Here is a 22,955-nt window from a genome sequence, read left to right on the forward strand (position 1 = left end):
GCGCACGGCGCACCCTACGGCGGCAACCGCCACAAGGATTTTGCAATGAACACGATCGAGCAACCCGTCAAACCCGCCGCCGAGCGTGCGCCGTCCTACTACGCGGCCTCGCTCAACTTCGAGAGCGACTACCCGACGCTGCAGGGCAGCGTGACCGTCGACGTGGCCATCATCGGTGGTGGTTTCACCGGTATCGCTACGGCGGTGGAGCTGGCCGAGCGTGGCCTCAAGGTGGCCGTGGTGGAAACCCACAAGGTCGGCTGGGGTGCCAGTGGGCGCAACGGCGGCCAGGTCACCGGCAGCCTGTCCGGCGATGAGGCCATGCGCAAGCAGATGCGCAATACCCTGGGCGAGGAGGTGGACGACTTCATCTGGCACCTGCGCTGGCGCGGCCACGAAATCATCAAGAACCGCGTGGCCAGATACGGTATCGACTGCGACCTCAAGCACGGCCACCTGCATACGGCGATGAAGCCCAGCCACATGGACGAGCTCAAGGCCTCCTTTGAGGAAGCGCAGCGTCGTGGCATGGAGGCCGATGTCACCCTGCTCGATGCCGCCGGTGTGCGTGCGCAACTGGGCAGCGAGCTGTACTGCGGCGCGCTGAAGAACACCCGCAACATGCACCTGCACCCGCTCAACCTGTGCCTCGGCGAAGCCAGGGCAGCTGAGAGCCTGGGCGCGCTGATCTTCGAGCACTCCGAGGTGCTGGATATCGTCCATGGCCCGCGTCCGGCAGTGGTGACTAAGGGCGGGCGCATCGAGGCCAAGCAGGTGCTGCTGGCCGGCGACGTCTATCACAAGCTGGAGCGGCGCAAACTCAAGGGCCTGATCTTCCCGGCCATGGGCGGTATCGTCACCACCGCCCCCTTGAGCCAGACGCAGATCGAGGCAATCAACCCCTTCGATCTGGCGGTCTACGACTGCCGCTTCGTGCTCGACTACTACCGCCTTACCGGCGACGGCCGCTTGCTGTTCGGCGGTGGCGCCAACTACTCCGGGCGTGATTCACGGGACATCGCCGGCGAGCTGCGCCCGTGCATCGAGCGCACCTTCCCGCAGCTCAAGGGTGTGCCGATCGACTTCCAGTGGAGCTGCGCCATGGGCATCGTGATGAACCGCATCCCGCAACTGGGCAAGCTTTCGAGCAACGTCTGGTACTGCCAGGGCTACTCCGGCCACGGCGTGGCGACCAGCCACATCATGGGCGAGATCATGGCCAAGGCGATCACCGGCGATCTGGAACAGTTCGACACCTTCGCCGCCTGCAAGCACATCAAGGTGCCGCTGGGCGACCAGCTCGGCAACCCGATGCTGGCGGCGGGCATGTGGTACTACCAGATGCTGGAGAAGCTGCGCTGAGAAGGGGCGTAGCCTGGGGCGAGCGCAGCGATACCCGGAGCAGCGTGACGGGTATCGCGTGACTCTCCCCATCCTGCGGGTGTGACCTCACTTGTGCGCTTTCGCGCCGCAAGGGCCATTCTATGCGGAGGGTCACCATGCAACCATGACGCTGACGATGCAGTCCAAGCCGCAATTGCCAGGGATGTCCTGAGGAGCGCCAGATGCCGTACACCTGTACCCTCGAGCAAGCCGTCGACCGCGTACTGAGCGAAATCGACGGGCCCATCCACCTCGGTTTGCCGCTGGGGCTGGGCAAGCCCAATCGCTGGGTCAACGCGCTCTATGCGCGGGTGCGGCAGATGCCCGAGCGGCAACTGACCATCTACACGGCGCTGTGCCTGGCGCGTCCGCGCGCTGGTCAGGAGCTGCAGCAACGCTTTCTCGAGCCCTTCGTCGAGCGGGTCTTCGGTGATTACCCCGAGCTGGATTTTCTCGCCGATCTGCACGGCGACAAGCTGCCGGCCAATGTCAGGGTCGAGCAGTTCTTCTTCCAACCGGGCAGCCTGCTGGAGTGCGAGCCGGCGCAGCAGGATTACATCAGCAGCAACTACAGCCACGTCGCCCGTGACCTGAATGCCAAGGGGTTGAACGTGGTGGCCCAGCTCGTTGCTGCCGATGCTGGGCAGCCCGAGCACTTCAGCCTGAGCTGCAACCCGGACGTGAGCCTCGACCTGCTGCCCCTGCTGGAACGCCGTCGCGCCGCCGGCGAAACCATCCTCAGCGTGGCCCAGATCCACAGTGACCTGCCGTACATGGCGGGCGATGCCGAGGTGCCGCGCGAGACGTTCGACATTCACATAGTCGAGGACGAGCGCACCACGCTGTTCTCCACACCGAACATGCCGGTGTCGCTGCAGGATCATTGCATCGGCCTGCTGGCCAGCACCCTGGTGCGCGATGGCGGCACCCTGCAAATCGGCATTGGTTCGATGGGGGATGCCCTGGCGGCGGCGTTGATGGCGCGGCAGCAGGACAACAGCGGCTATCGCGCCCTGTTACAGGATCTTGGTGCGGAGCACTGGGCGCAGGCGATCACCGCCAATGGCGGCCTGCAACCCCTCGACCAGGGCCTGTACGGCTGCAGCGAAATGTTCGTCAACGGCCTGCTGGCCCTGGCCGAGGCCGGTCTGGTGCGGCGCCAGGTCTACGCGGATCTGCGCCTGCAACGTCTGGCCGACAGCGGTGCGCTGGACGAGCAGGGCCGCCTGCGCAGTGTGCAGGCCTTGCTCGATATCGGGCTGCCGGCGCAACTGAGGGCGGACGACCTGCACTGGTTGCGCGGCAGCGGCCTGCTGCAAGGCGATGTGCAGTGGCAGGACGGCTACCTGCACTGGCCAGATGGCAGCCGCGTGGCGGCGGATTTGCGCGACCCGCAGACGCAGGCGCGCCTGCAAGCCTGCCTCGGCAGCGCCGGCGCCGGGGTGGTGTTACATGGTGGTTTCTTCCTCGGCCCGGCAAGCTTCTATCAGCGCTTGCGTGAGCTCGATGACGCCGAGCGCCAACGCTTCGCCATGACCGGCATCCGCTACATCAACGAGCTGTACGGCGAGGAGGCGCTCAAGCGCCTGCAGCGTCGCGATGCCCGCTTCATCAACACCGTGTTCACCATGACCCTGCTCGGTGCCGGCGTGGCCGACCAGTTGGAGGACGGCCGGGTGCTCAGCGGCGTCGGTGGGCAGTACAACTTCGTCGCCCAGGCCCACGCGCTGGAGGATGCGCGCTCGATCCTGCTGCTGCGCAGTTGGCGCGAGTCAGGCGGTGAGCTCAGCTCCAACATCGTCTGGGAGTATGGCCACGCCACCATTCCCCGACACCTGCGCGACATGGTGGTGACCGAGTATGGCATCGCCGACCTGCGCGGCAAGACCGATGCCCAGGTGATCGAGGCACTGCTGAACATCAGCGACTCGCGCTTCCAGCCGCAGTTGATCGAGCAGGCCAAACAGGCCGGCAAGCTGCCTGAGGATTTTTGCCTGGACGAGCGCTTCACCCACAACCTGCCCGAGCGTCTGGAGCAACTGCGCGAACGGCATGGGGCATTGTTGGATGAATATCCTCTGGGCTGCGACTTCAGCCCCGTGGAGCAGGATCTGCTGCGCGCCCTCAACTGGCTCAAGAGCAAACTGCGCCTGAGCGAGGTGCTGGAGCTGGGCAAGGCCACCCTCGATGCCCCGGAGCCGGCGGCCTTCGCCGAGCACATGCGACGCATGGGGCTGGAGGCGCCGGAGGGCGTGCGCGAAGCCCTGTATCAGCGCTTGCTGTTGGCGGGTTTGCAGGCGACCAGCGGGAGCTGGGCCGGCTGACGCTGTTCCCCTGGCCCGGCATTCTGCAGGGCCGATGCAAACCGGGTGGCGGCTCGATCCCGGCATGTGTTCATATCCAGACCTGTTTCAGCACAAGGAAACCCGGATGATCACCTGCTACCTGCGCTACATCATCGACCCCTACAAGCTCGATGCATTCGAGCATTACGCCAAGTTGTGGATTCCCCTGGTGGCAAAGTTCGGCGGCACGCACCACGGTTACTTCCTGCCATCGGAGGGGGCCAACAACGTGGCCCTGGCGCTTTTCAGCTTCCCCAGCCTGGCGGACTACGAGCGCTATCGGCAGGACTCCTTCGCCGATGCCGAATGCCAGGCGGCCTTCCGGTACGCCGAGGAAACGCGCTGCGTGATCAGCTACGAGCGCAGCTTCATGCGCCCGGTGCTTGGCTGAACGGCCTCAGCCCAGCCGCCGCCACACGCTGGCCAGCCAGGGCTGTTGTTCGCGGGGCAGGCCGGCGGGGCGGTAGTAGTGCTCCAGCTCGACGAAACCGGCAGCGGTGAGCCGGGTGCGCCAGCGTTCGAGGTCGTGATAGCTGCCGTAGCGCGGGCCGTTCCAGCCCTCCTGGTTGTCGCCGCGCGGGTTGGAGCTGAACAGCACGCCGCCGGGTTTCAGCGCCGTGTGCAACTGGCCGAGCACGCGCGGCAGCTCCTGATCCGGCACATGGAACAGGCTGGCATTGGCGAAGATGCCGTCGAAGTGCGCGGTCGGCAGCTCCAGTTCGAGAAAGCTCTGCTGCCATACCTGGCAGCCGCTGTCGGCACGCGCCATGGCGACGAACTCGGCGCAGCCATCCAGACCGATGGCTTCGTGGCCGAGGCCACTGAAGGTGCGCAGGTCACGCCCCGGCCCGCAGCCGAAATCGAGGATGCGCCAGGGCGCGGCCCCCTCGATATGGCGCAGCAGCGCGGCGATGTTCTGGCTCACGTCATGGTCGCGGGTGCCCTCGCGAAAGTCCTCGGCGCTGCCCTGGTAATGGGCCAGGGTGAGGGCGCTGATCTGGGCGAGTTGCTCAGGGCTCAGGGGCATGGTGGTGTTCCGGCAAAAAGAGACATTAAACCCCTTCACTGCGCCTCAGGGTAGGCCAGGCGTAGGGTGGATCGCGCTCTATCGATCCACCACGGTTCATGAACCGTCATCTCCACGGAGATGACAGATTCCACCGCATATCGGTGCAATCTGTGCAACAGCCTGTTCGTTCGTTTGCTCCTGGCCTGGGCTTTGCCTTAGATTGCCCGGCTCACCTCGACCGGAACCCACCGGTCACGCTTCCGAGATATCTGTCGTGTCCGCTGCCCCTGCCTCCGTATACCGCCTGCCCGGCTTCCTGCCATTTCTCATCGCTCGCATCGTGGTGGTCTTCGCCGTGCAGATCCAGGCCATCGTGGTGGCCTGGCAGGTCTATGACCTGACCCGCGATCCACTGTCGCTGGCCTATGTTGGCCTGGCGCAGTTCATCCCCATGTTGCTGCTGTTGATGCCGGCCGGCGACCTGATCGACCGCTACGACCGCAAGCTGATCCTCATGCTTAGCTGGTTGGTCGAGGGCCTGTGTGCCGGGGCGCTGCTGTGGTTGTCGTTGAGTGGAGCGCCGGTCACCTGGTACTACGCAGTGCTGGTGCTCTACGGCTGCGGGCGTGCCTTCACCGGGCCGGCGCTGTCCAGTCTGCTGCCACAGATCGTGCCGCGCGAGCGGCTGGCGGCGGCCATTGCTGCCAACAGCATGATCATGCGTGGTGCGACCATCTCCGGGCCGGTGATCGGTGGAGGCCTGTATGCCATCGGTGGCGGCGGGCTGACCTACTCGGTGTGCCTGGTCTGCTTCCTCGCCGGCTGCATGCTGCTACAGCGCGTGCCGGTGCTCTATGCCGAGAAGATGCAGGCCCTGGAGTCCAGCGCCTGGGCGCGCTTCACCGCTGGCATCCACTTCATCCGCACGCGGCCGATCATCCTCGGCACCATCTCGCTGGATCTGTTCGCCGTGCTGCTCGGCGGCGTGGTGGCGTTGCTGCCGATCTACGCTCAGGAAGTGCTGGAAGTCGGCCCGACCGGCCTTGGCCTGCTGCGCAGCGCCATGGCCATCGGTGAGGTGTCCGTCGGTCTGTACCTGAGCATGAAGCCGTTCAACCGCCATGTCGGCCTGGTGATGTTCGGCGCGGTGGCGCTGTTCGGTGTGGCCAATCTGGTGTTCGCCCTGTCCAGCCTGTTCTGGCTGTCGTTCGCCGCGCTGGTGGTGGCTGGTGGCGCAGACATGGTGAGCATGTATATCCGCTCATCCTTGGTGCAGTTCTCCACGCCGGACGCCATGCGTGGCCGGGTCAATGCGGTGAACATGCTGTTTATCGGCTCTTCCAACGAACTGGGCGAATTCCGCGCTGGCACCAGCGCCGCCTGGTTCGGCGTGGTGCCGGCGGCGCTGATCGGCTGCGCCTGCACCCTGACGGTGACGGGTGGCTGGATGCTCGGCTTCAAGAGCCTGCGCAAGGTGGATCGCTTCGAGGATGCTTCGCCGGACAAACCATAGTCGCACGGGGCAGGCGGAACAAAAGCATGTAGAATCGGCGCGCAGTCGAGCCAGGTTATGTACGAATACTGCCTGCTCAGCGGTGATGCCTCTTTGCCAACGGCCTGGCCCGCCAGCCCGATTTAGCGCTCGTCAACGCGAGCGCGATGCCGGTGCGATCCTCGCCCGTCCTTGCAGGGCCGCCGCCGATTTCGCCTGACCGTCGCTCGACGAGTTTCGTATAGCTGCCGCGTGGGCGTCATGCCTCGGGCCTTGACCGTGCGATTGCGTGCATATCCAGCGAGCGCCAGGCTTGGCGTTCTTGCGACCACCAGAGAAGACCGGATGACGAGAAACATGATCGCGCACCGCCTTGGCCTGTTACTGATAATGCTTATTGCCAGTGTTCTTTCTAGTCTTTGCCAGGCTCAGCAGGTCGTTGACGTTCTGGGCCGCAGTGTGGAAATGACGCTGCCGGCCAAGCGCGTGGTGCTGGGCTTCAATTTCGAAGATTACATGGCCGTTGGTGGCGAGACGGCGTTCGATGCGGTGGTGGGTATTTCCCGTGGTGCCTGGGAGCGCAAGGTGCCGGAGAACTGGAAGCGACACGTCGCTCAGCGCCCGTCCATCGCGCAACTGGCGGATGTTGGTGAGGTGGAGACGCAGAGTTTTTCGGTCGAGAAGGTGCTGAGCCTCAATCCCGATCTGCTGTTGCTCACCGTCTGGCAGTACCAGGCCCTGCCTGATGAGATCGCACGGCTGGAGAAGGCCGGCGTACCCGTGCTGGTCATCGATTACAACGCGCAGACGCTGGAGCGACATGTCGCCTCCACCCTGCTGCTGGGCGAAATCACCGGCCAGCAGGCCCGCGCCCGCGAACTGGCCGATCTCTACACCGCCGCCATCGAGGATATCCACAGCCGTATCGCCGCCGCCCATAAGCCCAAGCCGCGCATCTACATCGAGTTCGGCAACAAGGGGCCGGCCGAATACTCCTTCACCTACGGCAAGAACATGTGGGGCGCCATGGCTACCGCTGCCGGTGGTGACAACATCGCCGCGCCCTATGTGGAGTGGTGGGGGCCGATCAACCCCGAGCAGGTATTGGTGGCGCGCCCCGAGGTGATCATCATTTCCGGGCGTGAAGACAACACTAACCCCAGCGCTCTGAGCATGGGGCCGGGCGTCGATCCGGCGGTGGCACGCAAGCAACTGCAGGCGTTCGCCAGCCGTCCCGGCTGGGCGGAACTGCCGGCCATCCGCGAGGGTCGGTTGTATGGTGTCTACCAGGGCGCGTCGCGCAGCCTGGGTGACTTCGCCCTGATGCAGTTCATCGCCAAGCAGCTATACCCGGATCTGTTCGCTGACCTCGACCCGGTGGCCAACTACATGAACTACTTCCGCAAATACCTGCCCATCGCGCCGGAAGGCACCTATGCCATCGGCGTCAACGACTAAGCCCTGCCCATGAGCCTTTCGCAACTCGAAATCAGCGCCATTGCCGAGCACCGCTTGCGTGAGCGCAAGCGCTGGCGCAATTGCCTGTTGTTCGCCTTCTTGTGTGGCGCCTGCCTGGTGCTGGATATCGCCACCGGTCCCTCCATGCTTTCGCCCTGGGAGGTGCTGCGTTCGCTGCTGAACATCGGTGAGCGCCAGGCGATGACCGATACCATCGTCCACGACCTGCGCTTGCCGGTGGCGCTCATGGCGCTCGCCGTTGGAGCCGCCTTGGGGGCAGGGGGCTCGCAGATGCAAACCCTGCTCAACAACCCCATGGCCAGCCCCTATACGCTTGGCATGGCGGCCGCTGCTGGTTTCGGCGCTGCGCTGAGCCTGGCCTTCGGCAGCTTCGGGCTGGGGCCGTTGATCGGTGTGCCGCTGGGCGCCTTTGCCTGCTCCATGCTCGCGGTGGCCTTTCTGTTCGCCCTGGCCACGCTGCGCCATGCCGGTAGCCACACCATCATCCTCGGCGGCATTGCCATGCTCTTTCTGTTCCAGTCGCTGCTGTCGCTGGTGCAGTTCTTGTCATCGCCAGAGCTCTCGCAGCAGATCCTGTTCTGGTTGTTCGGCAATCTGGGCAAGGCCACCTGGACGACCCTGAGCATCACCGCCGGGGCCACCCTGGTCTGCTGCGCGATCCTCATGGGGGATGCCTGGAAGCTGGCGGCCCTGAGCCTGGGAGAAAGCCGCGCGGTGAGCCTCGGTGTGAACATTCGTTGGCTGCGTCTGAAGATCCTGCTGCTGGTGGCGATCATGACTGCCACGGCCACCAGCTTCGTCGGCGTGATCGGTTTCGTCGGGCTGGTAGCGCCGCATATCGCGCGCATGCTGGTGGGAGAGGATCAGCGCTTTCTGCTGCCGCTTTCTGCCATCTGTGGTGCCTTCATGTTGTCGGCCGCATCGGTTCTGTCCAAATCCATCGTTCCGGGCGCGCTGTTTCCCATCGGCATCGTCACCGCCATCGTCGGCGTGCCATTCCTGCTTTGGCTGATCTTCGCACCGCAGCGAGGCCACGCATGATCCAGCTCGACAGCCTCAGCCTCAACCGCTCTGGGCGCCGTATTCTGCATGGCCTCAGCGCCACCTTGCAGGCGGGCTCCATCCATGTGTTGCTTGGCCCCAACGGCACGGGCAAGACCACCCTGCTGCGCGCCCTGGCTGGCGATCTGCCGTTGGCCGCTGGCTGCATCGAGCACGGCGGGCAGCGCCTCGCCGCCAATGCGCCGCGCCGTGTACTCGATGCCTGGCGGCGTGCGTTCGCCTACATGCCGCAGGATTGCAGCACCGAAGTGACGTTGTCCGTACTCGAAGTGGTGGTGCTGGGCAATCTCGGGCGGATCGGTCTGCGCCTCGATGATGCCGTGCTCGAACGTGCCATGGAGAAGCTTGCTCAGGTCGGCATCGCTCACCTGGCCGGGCGCAGCATCGGCTCGCTCAGCGGTGGCCAGCGGCAGATGGCCTTCTTCGCTCAGGTGCTGATGCGCGAACCCAAGGTGATGCTGCTCGACGAGCCGGTCAGCGCACTCGACCTGCGTCACCAGATCGCCTTGCTCGACCGTGTGCGCCACGAGACTCGTGCGCGCAATCTGGTCACGGTGGTGGTGCTGCATGACCTCAACCTGGCCTGTCAGTACGCCGACAACCTGCTGGTACTGGTCGACGGCACACTGGCCGCCAGCGGCCACCCGCAGAGCATCGTCAATCCAGAATTGCTGCAAAGCACCTATGGCGTGGAGGTGGACATCCTGCATGACCGCCAGGGGCGCCCGGTGGTGCAGCCGCTCGGTGGTCAGGCGAACAGTGCACGGGAAGCGCTCGCCGCACAGCTCTGAGATCAGGCTGCGCCTTCGACGAGCCGAATGAGTGCCGCATCGTCACCCGTAGCGCCTGGCCCCGCACGGTATTGCTCTGCGCCGTAGCCCGGATGAAATCCGGGGGCTTTTTCTGTACGAGGCGTAGGGGGAATGACAAGAATGAAACCGAAACTTTCATTCGCATGAACTGCGCTGATCAATACATGGAGTGGGCATCGATGCCGAGGCATGGGCCGCCTGCTCAGAAAAACAGGGACATCCCCATCCTGCCAATCAGAAACAACAGCAGGATCAGGAAAAAGATACGGATGAACCCGCTGCCATAGCGCAGAGCCAGGAAAACGCCGGTCAGCGATCCTGCGATGTTGCACAGTCCCACGATGCCGCCTGCCAGCCACAACACGTTGCCTGATGGCGCGAAGAACAGTAGCGCCGCGCTGAACGTACCCAGATTGACGAGCTTGGCGGAGGCCGAGGCGTTCAGGAAATCGAAACCGAAATATTTGACGAACACGAAGAGCAACAGGCTGCCGCTGCCAGGGCCGAATACGCCATCGTAGAAGCCGAGCAGCGCGCCGAAGAATATGCCTAGCAATACTTCTCGCTTGCCGTATCGCAGGTTAGTTTGTAGCTGGCCAAAGTCCTTCTTGGCGAAGGTATAGATGGCCATGGCGATCAAAACCACGAAGACGGCATATTCCATCAGCGCCTTGGGGATCAGCGAGACGGAGAACGCCCCCAGGAAAGAAAATACGAAAGCAGAGAGCATCGTCGGGAGCAGCAGTCTCCAGACGATCTTTATCCTTCTCAGGTAGCTTGAGATGGAAGAGATATTTCCCAAGAGAACCGCCAGCTTGTTCGTGCCGAACACGGTGGCGAGGCTGTGTTGAGGCAGCGCATGCAGCAGTGCAGGCACCTGTACCAGGCCGCCGCCGCCGACCGCCGCATCGATCAAACCACCGCAGAAAGCAAAGAAGCCCAGGCTAAAGACGACATGTTCAATGCCCATGGAGCATGTACCGGCTCTGGTATGTTCGTGTGGCGACCATGAGGGCGCTGTGCGTTCTACGGCGGCACTGCTGTGACCATTCCGGTTGGTTGTACATGCGCAATGGCCACATGTTTTCGTGCTTCCTTTCAGTGGGTCAGTTCGCGATAAAGGCTCTGGAAAGCTCTGCCTACACGCTGGTTGTAATCCAGCATCACGCTCTTGAGTTCCGGTATGTCGAAGCCTATCCCCAGGGTACGGGCATAAGCCTGAGCGGCGGCCAATGCATGCAGCCCATGGCGATTCTCTACTTCGCCTGAGTGCCCCATGACGTAGCCCTTGGCATTGCGTAGTGCCTGTTTATCGAGGCCCAAGGAGGGATTGCACGACAAGAGTTTTTCTTCGATGTATTGGGCAACGAAGTTGTACTCTCGCCCGTTCCACAATTCCGAGGCAATCGAGGTCATCATGGCGGTCATGATGGATTGCCTGTGCTCGACAGAGTCCAAGGCGGATTTATGTTCCGCTATACCCACCTTGTAGAGAAACGTGGAAAACGCATTGCACTCGTCGACGACGAACTGACGCTCTACCCAGCGCGAAGCTCCCAACGCATCGGTCATGTAGTGATACATGCCATCGTGGCCTTCATGGCCCAGTCCGAAATCGTCTTTCGCCACCTCGTGCATGTGCGACATGACGTTGCTGTAACTGGTCTTTAGCTCCGCGGGGATGGAAACAGCATCTGCGGCCAGACGCATGATGATCTTTGCGGACACCAAACTGGTGGTCTTGTGAGTTTCATTCCAGCCGTTGAAGAACTTCAGAACGCCAGCATCCACTGCCTTCTTCGCCAGAAACGCCTTGAAACACCGCTCTGCCCAGCCTTGTGCTTCCTGGGTGGTGTCATGGCAAAGCACTTCATGCATTGCTTGCTGGAGGCTGGCTACGTCCTCGATATGGGCGGGAATGGGGGCTCTACGCGAATTGCTGCTGAGCAGGCGGCCAGGTATTTTCAAGGCGCTGATATGCTTGGGCAGGGCCTCGATGAATGCTTCGCCAAATTGCTGCATGGATATACATTGCCGAGAAACTACGGAATGGCTTTTCAGTAAGGGGACGGTCATTGTTTCACCTTTATCCTTAAAGGGGTGACTATTCAATGCGTTGGCTGTGCCAACCACCTGATGGCGGTGGTTTGGCGAACGCTAAGTTGCTTGAGTGCCCCGATCAAGTAACTTATATTCAGTCGTTCATTCACTTTAAATGAGCGATGTTGCAATGGAATTGGCACAGCTAAAGATGTTTAAAGTGGTCGCCGAGCAGGGCAGTATCGTGCAAGCATCAAAAGTGCTGCACTGCGTCCCATCCAATATTACGAATCGGTTGAAACTCCTGGAGCAGGAGTTGGGGGTGGCGCTGTTCATCCGCCATGGGCGAGGTTTGGTCGTCAGTCCGTCGGGTGAGTTGTTCCTAGCTTATGCCAACAAGATACTGGCATTTTGCCAAGAGGCGCGGAGAGCGCTCGATCCTGACGCACCGCCTTCTGGCGTATTGAAAATTGGCGCTATCGAATCGGCTGCAACAGGGCGGCTACCCGCCTTGTTATCCAGGTATCACCACCTTTATCCCGATGTTCAGATGCAATTCAGCACTGGCACCTGGTCGCAATTGATCAGCGATGTGGCCGGGCATGAGCTGGATGGTGCAATCATCGCAGTCAACTCCGGGCATCCCGACATCGTGCAAATAGAGGTGTACAAGGAACCTCTGGTAATAATTGCCTCGCCCTCCGTCGGCGAAATACGTGCACCAGAGGATCTGAAGCAGGTGAACATCTTCATGTGGCCCGAGGGGTGCCCCTACCGGCGCGCACTCGAAGTTTGGCTGAGCGAACATGACGTGTCCGCCTCTATCACCAGCATCGCCAGCTATGGAACCATCCTCGGTTGTGTCAGTGCGGGTGCCGGGGTATCCCTGGTGCCGGTTGGAGTCTTCGAGCAGTTCAAGAGAATCGGCAATATCAGTGGTTACACCTTCAGCCAGTTATCGCCGGTACAGAATTATTTCGTCTGGAACAAACATGTGGGCTTCCATCGAGCCAAGGATGCTTTTGCTGAGTTGTTGAGGAATGAATTCAAGGGGCTGTGACTCGGCTACGTGTTGCAGGAGCGCGCGAGGCAAGACAGAGGTGCTCAGATATTGTCTGCATTCTTTGCTGCTGATGCATCGGCGTTCTTATCGTAGGGTGCGCTGCGCGCACCGAAATTCTGAAACTATTTAGGCCGCAAGGACAGTAAATAAATCTGTCCCCGTTTCCCCTGTCCCCTTTTCATCCACCGTGGGCGAGGTTGTCTGGGGTATTTGCTGGTATGTCACCTATTTTCCTGTGCGGCTACCATGGGCAATAACCATACAGAACGATGCCGAGGCCAAATAAAAGCTGCGCGACGAGTAATGCGCGGATAGCAAAGGTATATCTAATAATGGGGCCCTGATGCGCGGCGTCAATAGCGAATAGTTTAAATTTTGAAGGGAATGAAGACTCCATTTCCTTCAAGGCGGGAATGGTCAGGTTTATGAGTTGACGGCTGCGGCTATCTACCAGCCAGAAGACAATTGAAAGCAAGATGATAAATAGACCGAGCAAGATTAGGAGTTTAGGGTTTAAGCCTTTTTCGAGAGCAGCGAAAACACCGCCATCGGCAAAAATGGAGAGTAGAACGAAGAAATTGAAGCCCTTAAGTCGTTGCTCTGCGTTGAATTTGAAGTGATCCCAAACAAGTTGGTTTTTATCCATTGAGTTTGCTCGATTTAAAGTTTGAAGAAACGAGGTGAATTTATCTTTTGATCCGCATTATTTGTGCCCGGAAAGTAAATCTATACCCATTCTCTAGTTGGAGGTTACCATGGGCGGTTTCCCGTTTTTGTCTCGATATGATCAGCAACTACAAGGTCAAGCTTGTCAGCTAGGCGCTCAATAAAATTACGCCAGAATACGAGTTGGGTTTTTGTGACGGAGTGGCTCCCGCCGTGGGCTATTTTATTTCGGGCGCTAGATAGGGCGCCTAGTGTCTTTCTTACTTCTGTATTTGAGAATTTCTGCCAGCGAATTTTACTTGATTGCATAATCCATGGTATGCCGACATAAAAGAATAAATTATTTACCTGGTGATTGTTGGCGTTGTGATTTTTCTCGCTTGTATGCTTTTTTAGTTCTTTTACCTCGTTGATTAGCGTCGGATGTAAAAGATCTAGCGATTTTTCGTATAGCTCCTCTACAAAACCCTCGAATACAGCTGCGAGGAGCGTTGTTCCGGCTTTAATAACTGCAGCTCCTTTTCTCTGGGCAGGCTTTCCGGCACCTGCAGGACATATTGCGTTGCGTGCAGATATTACTTCGTCAATCTCTTGTAGTCGTTGCTTGAGTTTTATATTTGCGTTGGACGGCATGATTTCTAACTATTAATTAGACGACATTCATTTCACGTTTCCACGCGATACCTGTCGCGACAATCTTCCTTGTCGTCCTGCAAGTCCTTGTTTCGATTGAGGGTGTTCGCGTGAAACGCGACAGCCCCTGGAGAGAAACACGACAGAGATAACGGCAAGCCCAATCTGCTGGATCACTGCACCAGCAGAACCAAGCCAGAAACCTATTCCATCCACCACTGAGCTGTCCATTCCTCGTGGGCAAAATGCCATCCCGGCCATTTTCTCGTGTCACGGTGGCAGTCCAGACCTTCCCAAACCCACCCACAAAATCTGTTAACACCACTGTGGATAACCTTTGCAAAAGCCCTCCGCGCTTAGCATTCAAGCGGGTCTCATCAGGCCGTTCAGTTTTTGCCCAATGATGATTTGCTGGCGTTATTGCCAGACGGAATATCGCTTTTAATCAAACACTTGGCTCGAGTTTTCAACAGCCGGGCAGAGTGGGAGCGCCTTTGTGGGAGTCGTGCACAGAATCTGGGGAAAGCGCTGTGGATAAGGTCTGGGAAAACCTCTTTGAGCCAGGCGGGGTAAGGGTTACGTGGGCCTGGTGGTTTTTCGTGCGATGTCGCTCGGCTTCATCTTCTATAGCTAAATTGGCCGGCTGATCGTAGGGCGAACCGGAACGCCGACCGCTGTAGGACGGCCTCAGGAGCGCCAGCGAACAGTCCGCCGGGCCATGTCCAGTTCCGCGCCGCGACTCACGCCCAATACGCCCTCCAACGGGGTGCTGCTTCGCGCATATGCCTTACGCGCGGCTTGCCATTGCTTGGTGGGTTACGCGGCGCATCGAGTTGGTAGGTGCCCTGTTGGTGCGGTGTTCGTGCGCCGCCCACCCTACGGGTGCCACGTCCATGCAGCGTAGCGGCCCTGTCGCCGCTGAAGCGCCTCCCACAGGGCTGATCCCTCTGTATCAATACGATTTCTTTACGCCCCGGCGGCGGGGCGGCAATCGAATTTTTACGGGCAGCCTTTCGACAATGCTCGCGAGCGGATTCCCCGCATCGTGGAGCTTTGCATATGAACGCAATCGATGGTGTGTCGCTGATCCTGGTGGTCGGCCTCTTCGCCTATCTGCTGGTGGCGCTGCTCACCGCAGGGCGTGGTTGAGGAGACGGCCATGCATGACTACGACTGGCTGCTGCTGGCGGCCTTTTCCCTGCTGGTGCTGGCACCGGCACCCTTTCTCGGGCGCTACTTCTATCGCGTGATGGAGGGCCAGCGCACCTGGCTCAGCCCGGTACTGCTGCCGCTGGAGCGCCTGTGCTACCGCGTGGCCGGCGTCGACCCGGAGCAGGAGCAGAGCTGGCGCGGATACGCCCTGGCGCTGCTGGCCTTCACCCTGGTTTGCCTGCTGGCGCTGATGAGCATTCTGCTGCTGCAGGGCGCCTTGCCGCTCAACCCGCAGCAGCTCGCCGGACTGAGCCTGCCACTGGCGTTCAACACGGCGGTGAGCTTCGTCACCAATACCAACTGGCAGGCCTACAGCGGTGAGGCGCAGCTCAGTTATTTCAGCCAGATGCTCGGCCTTGGCGTGCAGAATTTCGTCAGCCCGGCAGTGGGTTTGGCGGTGCTGGTGGTGCTGTGCCGGGGTCTGGCGCGGCAGTCCAGCGACCGCCTGGGCAATTTCTGGGTCGACATCACCCGTGCCGTGCTCTACGGCCTGCTGCCGCTGTGCTTGGTGCTGGCCGTGCTGCTGGTGTGGCAGGGTGTGCCGCAGAACTTCAGCGACTATGTGTCCGCCACCACCTTGCAGGGCAGTCAGCAGACCCTGCCGATGGGGCCGGCGGCCAGCCAGATCGCCATCAAGCAACTGGGCACCAATGGCGGCGGCTTCTTCGGCGTCAACTCGGCGCATCCGTTCGAGAACCCCACGGCGCTGAGCAACCTGCTGGAGCTGGCGTCGATCCTGTTGATCCCGGCGGCGTTGGTGTTCACCTTCGGCCATTACGTGCGTGACCTGCGCCAGAGCCGGGCGATCCTCGCCAGCATGCTGCTGCTGTTCGTCATCGGCCTGGGTGTGTGCGCCTGGGCGGAGTTGCAGCCGAACCCGGCGCTGGCGGGGCTGCCCATCGAGCAGGTCGGCTCGCTGGAGGGCAAGGAGGCGCGCTTTGGCAGCTTTGCCTCGGTGCTCTGGGCCACGGCCACCACGGCGGCGTCCAACGGCTCGGTGAACGCCATGCACGACAGCTTCAGCGCCCTTGGTGGGCTGGTGCCGCTGGTCAACATGCTGCTCGGCGAGATCGTCTTCGGCGGCGTTGGCGCCGGCCTCTACGGCATGCTGCTGTTCGTGCTGATCGCGGTATTCCTCGCCGGCCTGATGATCGGCCGCACCCCGGCCTACCTGGGCAAGAAGCTGGAAGCCCGCGAAGTGCGCCTGATGGTCGCCACGCTGCTGGTGATGCCGCTCGGCGTGCTGGTGTTCGGCGCTCTGGCGGTGAGTTTCGCCGGCCCGTCGGCGTCCATCGGCAATCCCGGCCCGCACGGTTTCAGCCAGGCGCTGTACGCCTACGGCTCGGCCACCGGCAACAACGGCTCGGCCTTCGCCGGCTTCGGCGCCGACACGCCCTACCACGACCTGATGCTCGGCCTGGCCATGCTGCTCGGGCGCTTCGGCTACATCCTGCCGGTGCTGGCGATTGCCGGCAGCCTGGCGGCCAAGCGCGCCGCGCCGCAAGGGCAGAACAGCTTTCCCACCCATGGGCCGCTGTTCGTCGTGCTGCTGACCCTGACCATCCTCCTGGTGGGTGGCCTGACCTTCATGCCGGCGCTGGCCCTGGGCCCGCTGGCCGAACACCTGGCGTTCTGAAGGAGAAACCGTGATGAATGCCCCCGTAACGGCGCAACGCAGCGCCCAATCGTCCAGCAGCCAGCCGCAGACCGGCCTCGGCGCGCTGTGGCGCCCGGCCCTCAAGCAGGCCTTCGTCAAGCTCGACCCGCGCCAACTGGTGCGCTCGCCGGTGATGCTGGTGGTGGAGCTGACGGCGCTGGTCACCAGCGTGCTGTGCTTCGTCCCCAACCCTGCAGTAAGCACTGCCTTAGGCGTGCAGATCGCCCTGTGGCTGTGGTTCACCGTGCTATTCGCCAACTTCGCCGAGGCCCTGGCCGAGGGCCGTGGCAAGGCCCGCGCCGACAGCCTGAAGTCCGGCAGTCAGGGCTTGATGGCGAACAAACAGGTCGGCGAGCAGTTCCAGTCCGTGCCGGCTAGCAGCTTGCGCAAGGGCGATGTGGTGCGGGTCGAGGCCGGTGAATTGATCCCCGGCGACGGCGAGGTGATCGAAGGCGTTGCAGCGGTCAACGAAGCGGCGATTACCGGCGAGTCCGCGCCGGTGATCCGCGAGTCCGGCGGCGACCGCTCGGCGGTCACCGGCAATACCCGCCTGGTGTCGGACTGGCTGCTGGTGCGGATCAGCGCCAACCCCGGCGAGTCCACCCTCGACCGCATGATCGCCCTGGTCGAAGGCGCACGCCGACAGAAGACGCCCAACGAGGTGGCGCTGGATATCCTGCTGATCGGCCTGACCCTGATCTTCCTGCTGGTGGTGGCCACGCTGCAGCCGTTCGCCCGCTTCGCCGGTGGCGACTTGCCGCTGATCTACCTGGCGGCGCTGCTGGTCACGCTGATCCCCACCACCATCGGCGGCCTGCTCTCGGCCATCGGCATCGCCGGCATGGATCGCCTGGTGCGCCTCAACGTCATCGCCAAGTCCGGCCGCGCCGTGGAGGCCGCCGGCGACGTGCACACGCTGCTGCTGGACAAGACCGGCACCATCACCTTCGGCAACCGTCGCTGCAGCGCCATGCTCAAGGCGCCGGGCGTCACCACGCCGGAGCTGGCCGAGGCGGCGCTGCTGGCCTCGCAGGGCGACGACACGCCGGAGGGCAAGTCCATCGTCGAATACCTGGCATCCCTGCACCCGATGGAGGTACCCGACCGCAGCGGCATGACCCTGATCGCTTTCAGCGCCGAGACGCGCCTGTCCGGCGCTGATGTTGGTGGCGTGGCCTACCGCAAGGGCGCGGTGGATGCGGTGCTGGCCTACCTCGGCCTGGGCCGTGATGAGCTGCCAGCGCCGCTGGCGCGCGAGGTGGAGAAGATCGCCCAGAGCGGCGGCACACCGTTGCTGGTGGCCGGCAATGGTCGCCTGCTTGGCGCCATCCACCTCAAGGACGTGGTCAAACCGGGCATCCGCGAGCGTTTCGCCGAGCTGCGCGCCATGGGCATCCGCACCGTGATGGTCACCGGCGACAACCCGCTGACTGCCGCTGCCATCGCCGCCGAGGCGGGTGTCGACGACGTGATTGCCGAGGCCACGCCGGAGAAGAAGCTCTCACGCATCCGCGCCGAGCAGGCCGAAGGCAAGCTGGTGGCGATGTGCGGCGACGGCGCCAACGACGCCCCGGCGCTGGCCCAGGCCGACGTCGGCCTGGCCATGAACGACGGCACCCAGGCCGCTCGCGAGGCCGCCAACCTGGTGGATCTGGATAGCGACCCGACCAAGCTGATCGACGTGGTGCAGGTGGGCAAGGAGCTGCTGGTGACCCGAGGCGCGCTGACCACCTTCTCGGTGGCCAATGATGTGGCCAAGTACTTCGCCATCCTCCCGGCGTTGTTCGCCGGCATCTACCCGCAGCTCGGCACGCTCAACCTGATGCAGTTGCACAGCCCGCAGAGCGCGATCCTCTCGGCCATCGTGTTCAACGCGCTGATCATCGTCGCGCTGATCCCGCTGGCGCTGCGCGGCGTACGCATCCAGGCGCTGGACGCCGGCCAGTTGTTGCGGCGCAACCTGCTGATCTACGGCCTCGGCGGGCTGGTGGCGCCCTTCGTCGGGATCAAGCTGCTCGACCTGCTGCTGGTGGGGTTGGGTTGGGTGTAACCACGTTGTTTCGTTCACACGCGGTCAGCTCCCTCTCCCCCGGCCCCTCTCCCGCAAGCGGGAGAGGGGAGACAAGCGATTCGCCTATTTGGAGACTCATCATGCTCAACTCAATCCGCCCCGCCATTGCCACTCTGGCGCTGATGACCCTGCTCACTGGCGTGGTCTATCCATTGGCGGTCACCGGGGTGGCCCAGGTGGCCTTCCCCGATCAGGCCGCCGGCAGCCTGGTGCGTGATGATGCCGGCCAGGTACGCGGCAGCCGTCTGATCGCCCAGGCCTTCGACGGCGATCAGTGGTTCCAGCCGCGCCCTTCGGCCGGCGATTACGCCACCGTGGCCAGCGCTGCCAGCAACCTGTCAGCCGGTAATCCGAAACTGCGCGCCCGCATCGAACAGGCCAGCGCCAACCTGAGCGGCCAGGCGCCAGTGCCGATGCAACTGGTGACCACCTCGGGCAGCGGCCTCGACCCGCAGCTATCGCCTGAGGCCGCTGCCTGGCAGGTGCCGCGCATCGCCCAGGCACGTGGCCTGTCGCAAGTGGAGCTGCTGCGTCTGGTCGAGGCGCATACCGAGCGCCCGCTGTTCGGCCCGGCCGTGGTCAATGTACTGGCCCTGAACCTGGCGCTGGCCGACAATCCTTCCACTTCTTCCCCGTGACGAGTGTTCGATGAACGACAGCCTGCGCGCAGAAGCGCTGCTCGCCGACCTGCCCCGCGAAGGCCGTGGCCGGCTCAAGGTATTCCTTGGCGCGGCGCCGGGCGTGGGCAAGACCTACGCCATGCTCCAGGCCGCCCATGCGCAACTGCGCCAGGGCGTGGCGCTGCGCGCCGGGGTGGTGGAAAGCCACGGCCGCAGCGAGACCGAGGCGCTGCTGCTGGGCCTGCCGCAACAGCCGCCATTGCGCCTGCCGTATCGCGGCCTGGAGCTGAGCGAGATGGATCTCGACGGCCTGCTGGCCGACCCACCCAAGCTGGCGCTGGTGGATGAGCTGGCGCACAGCAACGCGCCCGGCAGCCGCCACGCCAAGCGCTGGCAGGACGTGCAGGAGCTGCTTGCTGCCGGCATCGACATCTACACCACGGTCAACGTCCAGCACCTGGAAAGCCTCAACGACCGCGTCCGCGATATCACCGGCGTGCAGGTGCGCGAAACCGTGCCCGACTGGGTGCTGCAGGAAGCCGACGAGATCCAGCTGGTCGATCTGCCGCCGCGTGAGCTGCTCGAACGCCTGCGCGACGGCAAGGTGTACATGCCCGAGCAGGCGCGGGCGGCCATCGACGCCTTCTTCTCGCCGACCAACCTCACCGCGCTGCGCGAGCTGGCCATGCAGACCGCCGCCGCACGGGTCGATGCGGACCTCGACCAACGCTATCGCCAGCTCGGCCAGGCCGCGCCCAGCGTGCTCGGCCGCCTGCTGGTGGGAGTGGACGGCGACGGCGAGGCCGAGCGCCTGGTGCGCCACGCCTGCGCGGTGGCCGAGCGGCGTCATCTGCCCTGGTCGGTGGTGCATGTGGACAGTCGCGCAGCCATGGATGAGGAGCAACGGGCGCGGCTGCAAGCGGCGCAGCGCCTGGCCGAGCGCCTCGGCGGCGAAGTGGTGACGCTGCACGGCGACTCGGTGGCGCGCACGCTGCTCGACCATGCCCGTGAGCGTCGCGCCAGCCTGATCCTGGTCGGCAGCAGCACGCCGCGTTTGCGTCGGCGCTGGTTCGGGCGCGGCCTCGGCGAACGCCTGCTGGCGGCTGGCGCTGGGCTGGAGGTGAGCGTGCTGGATGCGGCCGCTGCTCAGCCTGCGGCGGGCCGGCGCACACGCATTGCCGCGCATTGGCGCGACTACCTGTGGGCCACGCTGGCCGCCGCCGGTGCCACGCTGATCTCCCTCGGCCTGGCGCAGGTGCTGGAGTTGCCGAACATCTCCCTGGTGTTCCTCGCCGCCGTGCTGCTGGTGGCGGTGCGCAGCAGCCTGGGCCCGGCGCTGGCCTGCTCGGGGTTGTCGTTCCTGGCCTACAACTTCCTGTTCATTCCGCCGACCTTGACCCTGCGCATCCAGCGTCAGGAGGACGTGCTGACCCTGTTGTTCTTCCTGCTCATGGCCGGGCTGACCGGCAACCTGGCCAGCCGTCAGCGCCGCCAGGTGCAGGCGCTGCGTCAGGCACAGGGCGAAACCACGGCGCTGCTGGAGCTGTCGCGCAAGCTCACCGCCGCTGCCGACCGCCAGGCTGTGCTGGCCGTGGCCGAGCAGCAACTGGGCGGCTGGGCGGAGATGCAATTGACCCTGCTGTCGCGCAACGCGGATGGGCAATGGCAGCACGAGGGCGGCCAGCACACCGAGCTGGCCGATGCCGAGCGCGCCGCCGCTGACTGGGCCTGGCAGCATGAGCAGCCTGCCGGGCGCGCTACCGATACTCTGCCCAGCAGCCGCTGGTGGTGGTGGCCGCTTTGTGGCGAGGAGGGGCCGTTGTTGCTGATCGGCCTGCAGAGCGCCGACAGCGCGCCGCTGGCGGACGAGCGCCGGCGCCTGGTCGCCGCCCTGGGCCAACCGCTGGCGCAGGCCCTGGCCCGTGCGCAACTGGCCGAGGAGCTGGAGGCCGCGCGCCTGCACGGGCAGACCGAGGAACTGCGCAGCGCGCTGCTGGCCTCGGTATCGCATGACCTGCGCACGCCGCTGACCGCCATGCGCGGCTCCATCGACAGCCTGCTGGCGCTGGGTGATGCCATCCCCGCGGCGGATCGCACCGAGCTGCTGGAGGGCACCCGCGACGAAGCCGAGCGCCTCGACCGCTATATCCAGAACCTGCTCGACATGACCCGCCTCGGCCACGGCGGACTCAAGCTGGCGCGCGACTGGGTGGCGCCCAGCGACATCGTCGCCAGCGCCCTGCAACGCCTGCGCGCGGTGCTCGCGCCGCTGCGGGTCGAGTGCCTGCTGCCGCCGGAGCCACCGCTGCTGCGTGTGCATGCGGCGCTGATCGAGCAGGCGCTGGTCAACGTGCTGGAGAACGCCGCGCGCTTCTCGCCGCCCGGTGGCCGCCTGCGCGTGGCGCTGGAATACGACGAACAGGAGCTGCGCTTCGTCGTCGCCGACCAGGGCCCTGGCATTCCCGAGGCGGAACGGGCGAAGATCTTCGACATGTTCTACACCGCTGCGCGGGGTGATCGCGGCGGCCAGGGCACCGGCCTGGGCCTGGCCATCTGCCAAGGCATGGTTGGCGCTCACGGCGGTCGCGTCACGGTCGGCGAGGGCCTCGATGGCCGTGGCGCCAGCCTGACCCTGCACCTGCCGCTGACCACGCAACCGCAAGCCGCCGAGGAAGACTGATGAGCCAGGGGCCGAGCATTCTGCTGATCGACGATGAGGCGCAGATCCGCAAGTTCCTGCGTATCGCCCTCAGCGCCCAGGGCTACCGGGTGCTGGAGGCGGCCAACGGCGAAGACGGCCTGGCCCAGGCGGCGTTGCATAACCCCGATCTCGTCGTGCTCGACCTCGGCCTGCCCGACCTCGATGGCCAGCAGGTGCTGCGCGGCCTGCGCGAATGGAGCCAGGTGCCGGTGCTGGTGCTCTCGGTGCGCGCCAGCGAGGGCGAAAAGGTGCTGGCGTTGGACGGCGGCGCCAATGACTACGTGACCAAGCCGTTCGGCATCCAGGAATTCCTCGCCCGGGTGCGCGTGCTGCTGCGCCAGGGCCAGGGCCGCGAAGCGCTGCCGGCGAGCATCGCCTGTGGCGCGCTGAACATCGACCTGGCCTATCGCCGGGTCAGCCTCGACGGTGCCGAAATCGCCCTGACGCCCAAGGAATACGCGGTGCTGGCGCTGCTCGCCCAGCACCTCGGGCGGGTGGTCACCCAGCAACAGTTGCTGCGTGATATCTGGGGCCCCAGTCACGCCGGCGACAGCCATTACCTGCGCGTGGTGGTCGGCCACCTGCGGCAGAAGCTCGGCGACGACCCGGCCGCGCCACGCTATCTGATCACCGAGGCCGGTGTCGGTTATCGCCTGCGCGACTCGCAATAAACCACGCACCTGACGGATATCCCCGGCACTGAGCGGATA

Annotated in this window: 19 protein-coding genes; 14 read left to right on the forward strand and 5 right to left on the reverse strand. The window is 63.6% G+C overall.

Annotated elements, in window-relative coordinates; genetic code table 11:
• Nucleotides 1-45: 45 nt before the first annotated feature.
• The 3 genes from PVE35_RS01190 to PVE35_RS01200 all read left to right on the forward strand — a co-directional run bounded on the left by PVE35_RS01190 (nt 46) and on the right by PVE35_RS01200 (nt 4,119).
• Nucleotides 46-1,362: an FAD-binding oxidoreductase gene (locus tag PVE35_RS01190; protein ID WP_277373515.1), complete on the forward strand. Its 1,317-nt coding sequence runs from the start codon at nt 46-48 to the stop codon at nt 1,360-1,362.
• A gap of 203 nt (nt 1,363-1,565) precedes the next feature.
• A complete protein-coding gene (locus tag PVE35_RS01195; RefSeq protein ID WP_277373516.1) occupies nt 1,566-3,707 on the forward strand; it encodes an acetyl-CoA hydrolase/transferase C-terminal domain-containing protein in 2,142 nt (713 codons plus the stop codon).
• A 106-nt stretch (nt 3,708-3,813) separates the two neighbouring features.
• A complete protein-coding gene (locus tag PVE35_RS01200; protein ID WP_277373517.1) occupies nt 3,814-4,119 on the forward strand; it encodes an NIPSNAP family protein in 306 nt (101 codons plus the stop codon).
• 6 nt (nt 4,120-4,125) lie between these two features.
• Here PVE35_RS01200 and PVE35_RS01205 read toward each other — a convergent pair whose 3' ends face one another.
• Nucleotides 4,126-4,755: a class I SAM-dependent methyltransferase gene (locus tag PVE35_RS01205; protein WP_277373518.1), complete on the reverse strand. Its 630-nt coding sequence runs from the start codon at nt 4,753-4,755 to the stop codon at nt 4,126-4,128.
• 256 nt (nt 4,756-5,011) lie between these two features.
• Between PVE35_RS01205 and PVE35_RS01210 the strand changes: the two genes are divergently transcribed.
• From PVE35_RS01210 to PVE35_RS01225, 4 genes are all read left to right on the forward strand, one after another.
• Complete coding sequence (locus tag PVE35_RS01210) at nt 5,012-6,250, forward strand: MFS transporter (RefSeq protein ID WP_268180563.1); 1,239 nt, start codon at nt 5,012-5,014, stop codon at nt 6,248-6,250.
• 444 nt (nt 6,251-6,694) lie between these two features.
• Nucleotides 6,695-7,687: an ABC transporter substrate-binding protein gene (locus tag PVE35_RS01215; RefSeq protein WP_277373519.1), complete on the forward strand. Its 993-nt coding sequence runs from the start codon at nt 6,695-6,697 to the stop codon at nt 7,685-7,687.
• Between the two features lie 9 nt (nt 7,688-7,696).
• Nucleotides 7,697-8,749: an iron ABC transporter permease gene (locus tag PVE35_RS01220; protein WP_277373520.1), complete on the forward strand. Its 1,053-nt coding sequence runs from the start codon at nt 7,697-7,699 to the stop codon at nt 8,747-8,749.
• Nucleotides 8,746-9,561 carry an ABC transporter ATP-binding protein gene (locus PVE35_RS01225; RefSeq protein WP_268180569.1) on the forward strand — a complete coding sequence of 272 codons (816 nt, stop codon included), beginning with the start codon at nt 8,746-8,748 and terminating at the stop codon, nt 9,559-9,561. Before PVE35_RS01220 ends, PVE35_RS01225 begins: the two co-directional genes overlap by 4 nt.
• A 223-nt stretch (nt 9,562-9,784) precedes the next feature.
• Here the strand turns inward: PVE35_RS01225 and PVE35_RS01230 are convergent, their stop codons facing one another.
• Entirely contained in the window at nt 9,785-10,552 is a 768-nt protein-coding gene (locus tag PVE35_RS01230; protein ID WP_268180570.1) for a sulfite exporter TauE/SafE family protein, read from the reverse strand.
• Between the two features lie 128 nt (nt 10,553-10,680).
• The gene (locus tag PVE35_RS01235) at nt 10,681-11,658 is read right to left on the reverse strand and encodes a hypothetical protein (RefSeq protein ID WP_268180572.1); all 978 of its coding nucleotides are present in this window, start codon (nt 11,656-11,658) and stop codon (nt 10,681-10,683) included.
• A 154-nt stretch (nt 11,659-11,812) separates the two neighbouring features.
• Here PVE35_RS01235 and PVE35_RS01240 point away from each other — a divergent pair, with 154 nt between their 5' ends.
• Nucleotides 11,813-12,682 (forward strand): LysR family transcriptional regulator, encoded by an 870-nt coding sequence (locus tag PVE35_RS01240; protein ID WP_277373521.1) that lies wholly within the window; start codon nt 11,813-11,815, stop codon nt 12,680-12,682.
• A gap of 244 nt (nt 12,683-12,926) precedes the next feature.
• On the opposite strand, the gene PVE35_RS01245 is transcribed toward PVE35_RS01240, so the two are convergent.
• Together PVE35_RS01245 and PVE35_RS01250 are read right to left on the reverse strand one after the other, a co-directional pair.
• Nucleotides 12,927-13,331 carry a hypothetical protein gene (locus PVE35_RS01245; RefSeq protein WP_277373522.1) on the reverse strand — a complete coding sequence of 135 codons (405 nt, stop codon included), beginning with the start codon at nt 13,329-13,331 and terminating at the stop codon, nt 12,927-12,929.
• Between the two features lie 104 nt (nt 13,332-13,435).
• Nucleotides 13,436-13,984, reverse strand: a complete 549-nt coding sequence (locus tag PVE35_RS01250) for a HEPN domain-containing protein (protein ID WP_277373523.1) — start codon at nt 13,982-13,984, stop codon at nt 13,436-13,438.
• 1,059 nt (nt 13,985-15,043) lie between these two features.
• On the opposite strand from PVE35_RS01250, the gene kdpF reads away from it, so the two are divergent.
• The 6 genes from kdpF (at nt 15,044) to PVE35_RS01280 (ending at nt 22,916) form a co-directional block, all read left to right on the forward strand.
• Nucleotides 15,044-15,133, forward strand: a complete 90-nt coding sequence (kdpF, locus tag PVE35_RS01255; RefSeq protein ID WP_017676012.1) for a K(+)-transporting ATPase subunit F — start codon at nt 15,044-15,046, stop codon at nt 15,131-15,133.
• A 10-nt stretch (nt 15,134-15,143) separates the two neighbouring features.
• Nucleotides 15,144-16,832, forward strand: coding sequence for a potassium-transporting ATPase subunit KdpA (kdpA, locus tag PVE35_RS01260; protein ID WP_277373524.1), 1,689 nt, complete (start codon nt 15,144-15,146; stop codon nt 16,830-16,832).
• Nucleotides 16,833-16,845: 13 nt separating this feature from the next.
• Entirely contained in the window at nt 16,846-18,903 is a 2,058-nt protein-coding gene (gene kdpB / locus PVE35_RS01265) for a potassium-transporting ATPase subunit KdpB (RefSeq protein WP_277373525.1), read from the forward strand.
• A 101-nt stretch (nt 18,904-19,004) separates the two neighbouring features.
• Nucleotides 19,005-19,562: a potassium-transporting ATPase subunit KdpC gene (gene kdpC / locus PVE35_RS01270; protein WP_277373526.1), complete on the forward strand. Its 558-nt coding sequence runs from the start codon at nt 19,005-19,007 to the stop codon at nt 19,560-19,562.
• A gap of 10 nt (nt 19,563-19,572) precedes the next feature.
• Nucleotides 19,573-22,224, forward strand: coding sequence for a sensor histidine kinase KdpD (locus tag PVE35_RS01275; protein WP_277373527.1), 2,652 nt, complete (start codon nt 19,573-19,575; stop codon nt 22,222-22,224).
• A complete protein-coding gene (locus PVE35_RS01280; protein ID WP_277373528.1) occupies nt 22,224-22,916 on the forward strand; it encodes a response regulator in 693 nt (230 codons plus the stop codon). The genes PVE35_RS01275 and PVE35_RS01280 overlap by 1 nt, the downstream gene beginning before the upstream one ends.
• Nucleotides 22,917-22,955: the final 39 nt, after the last annotated feature.

This window comes from Pseudomonas sp. AA-38 (assembly GCF_029457475.1).
Taxonomy (GTDB): domain Bacteria; phylum Pseudomonadota; class Gammaproteobacteria; order Pseudomonadales; family Pseudomonadaceae; genus Aquipseudomonas.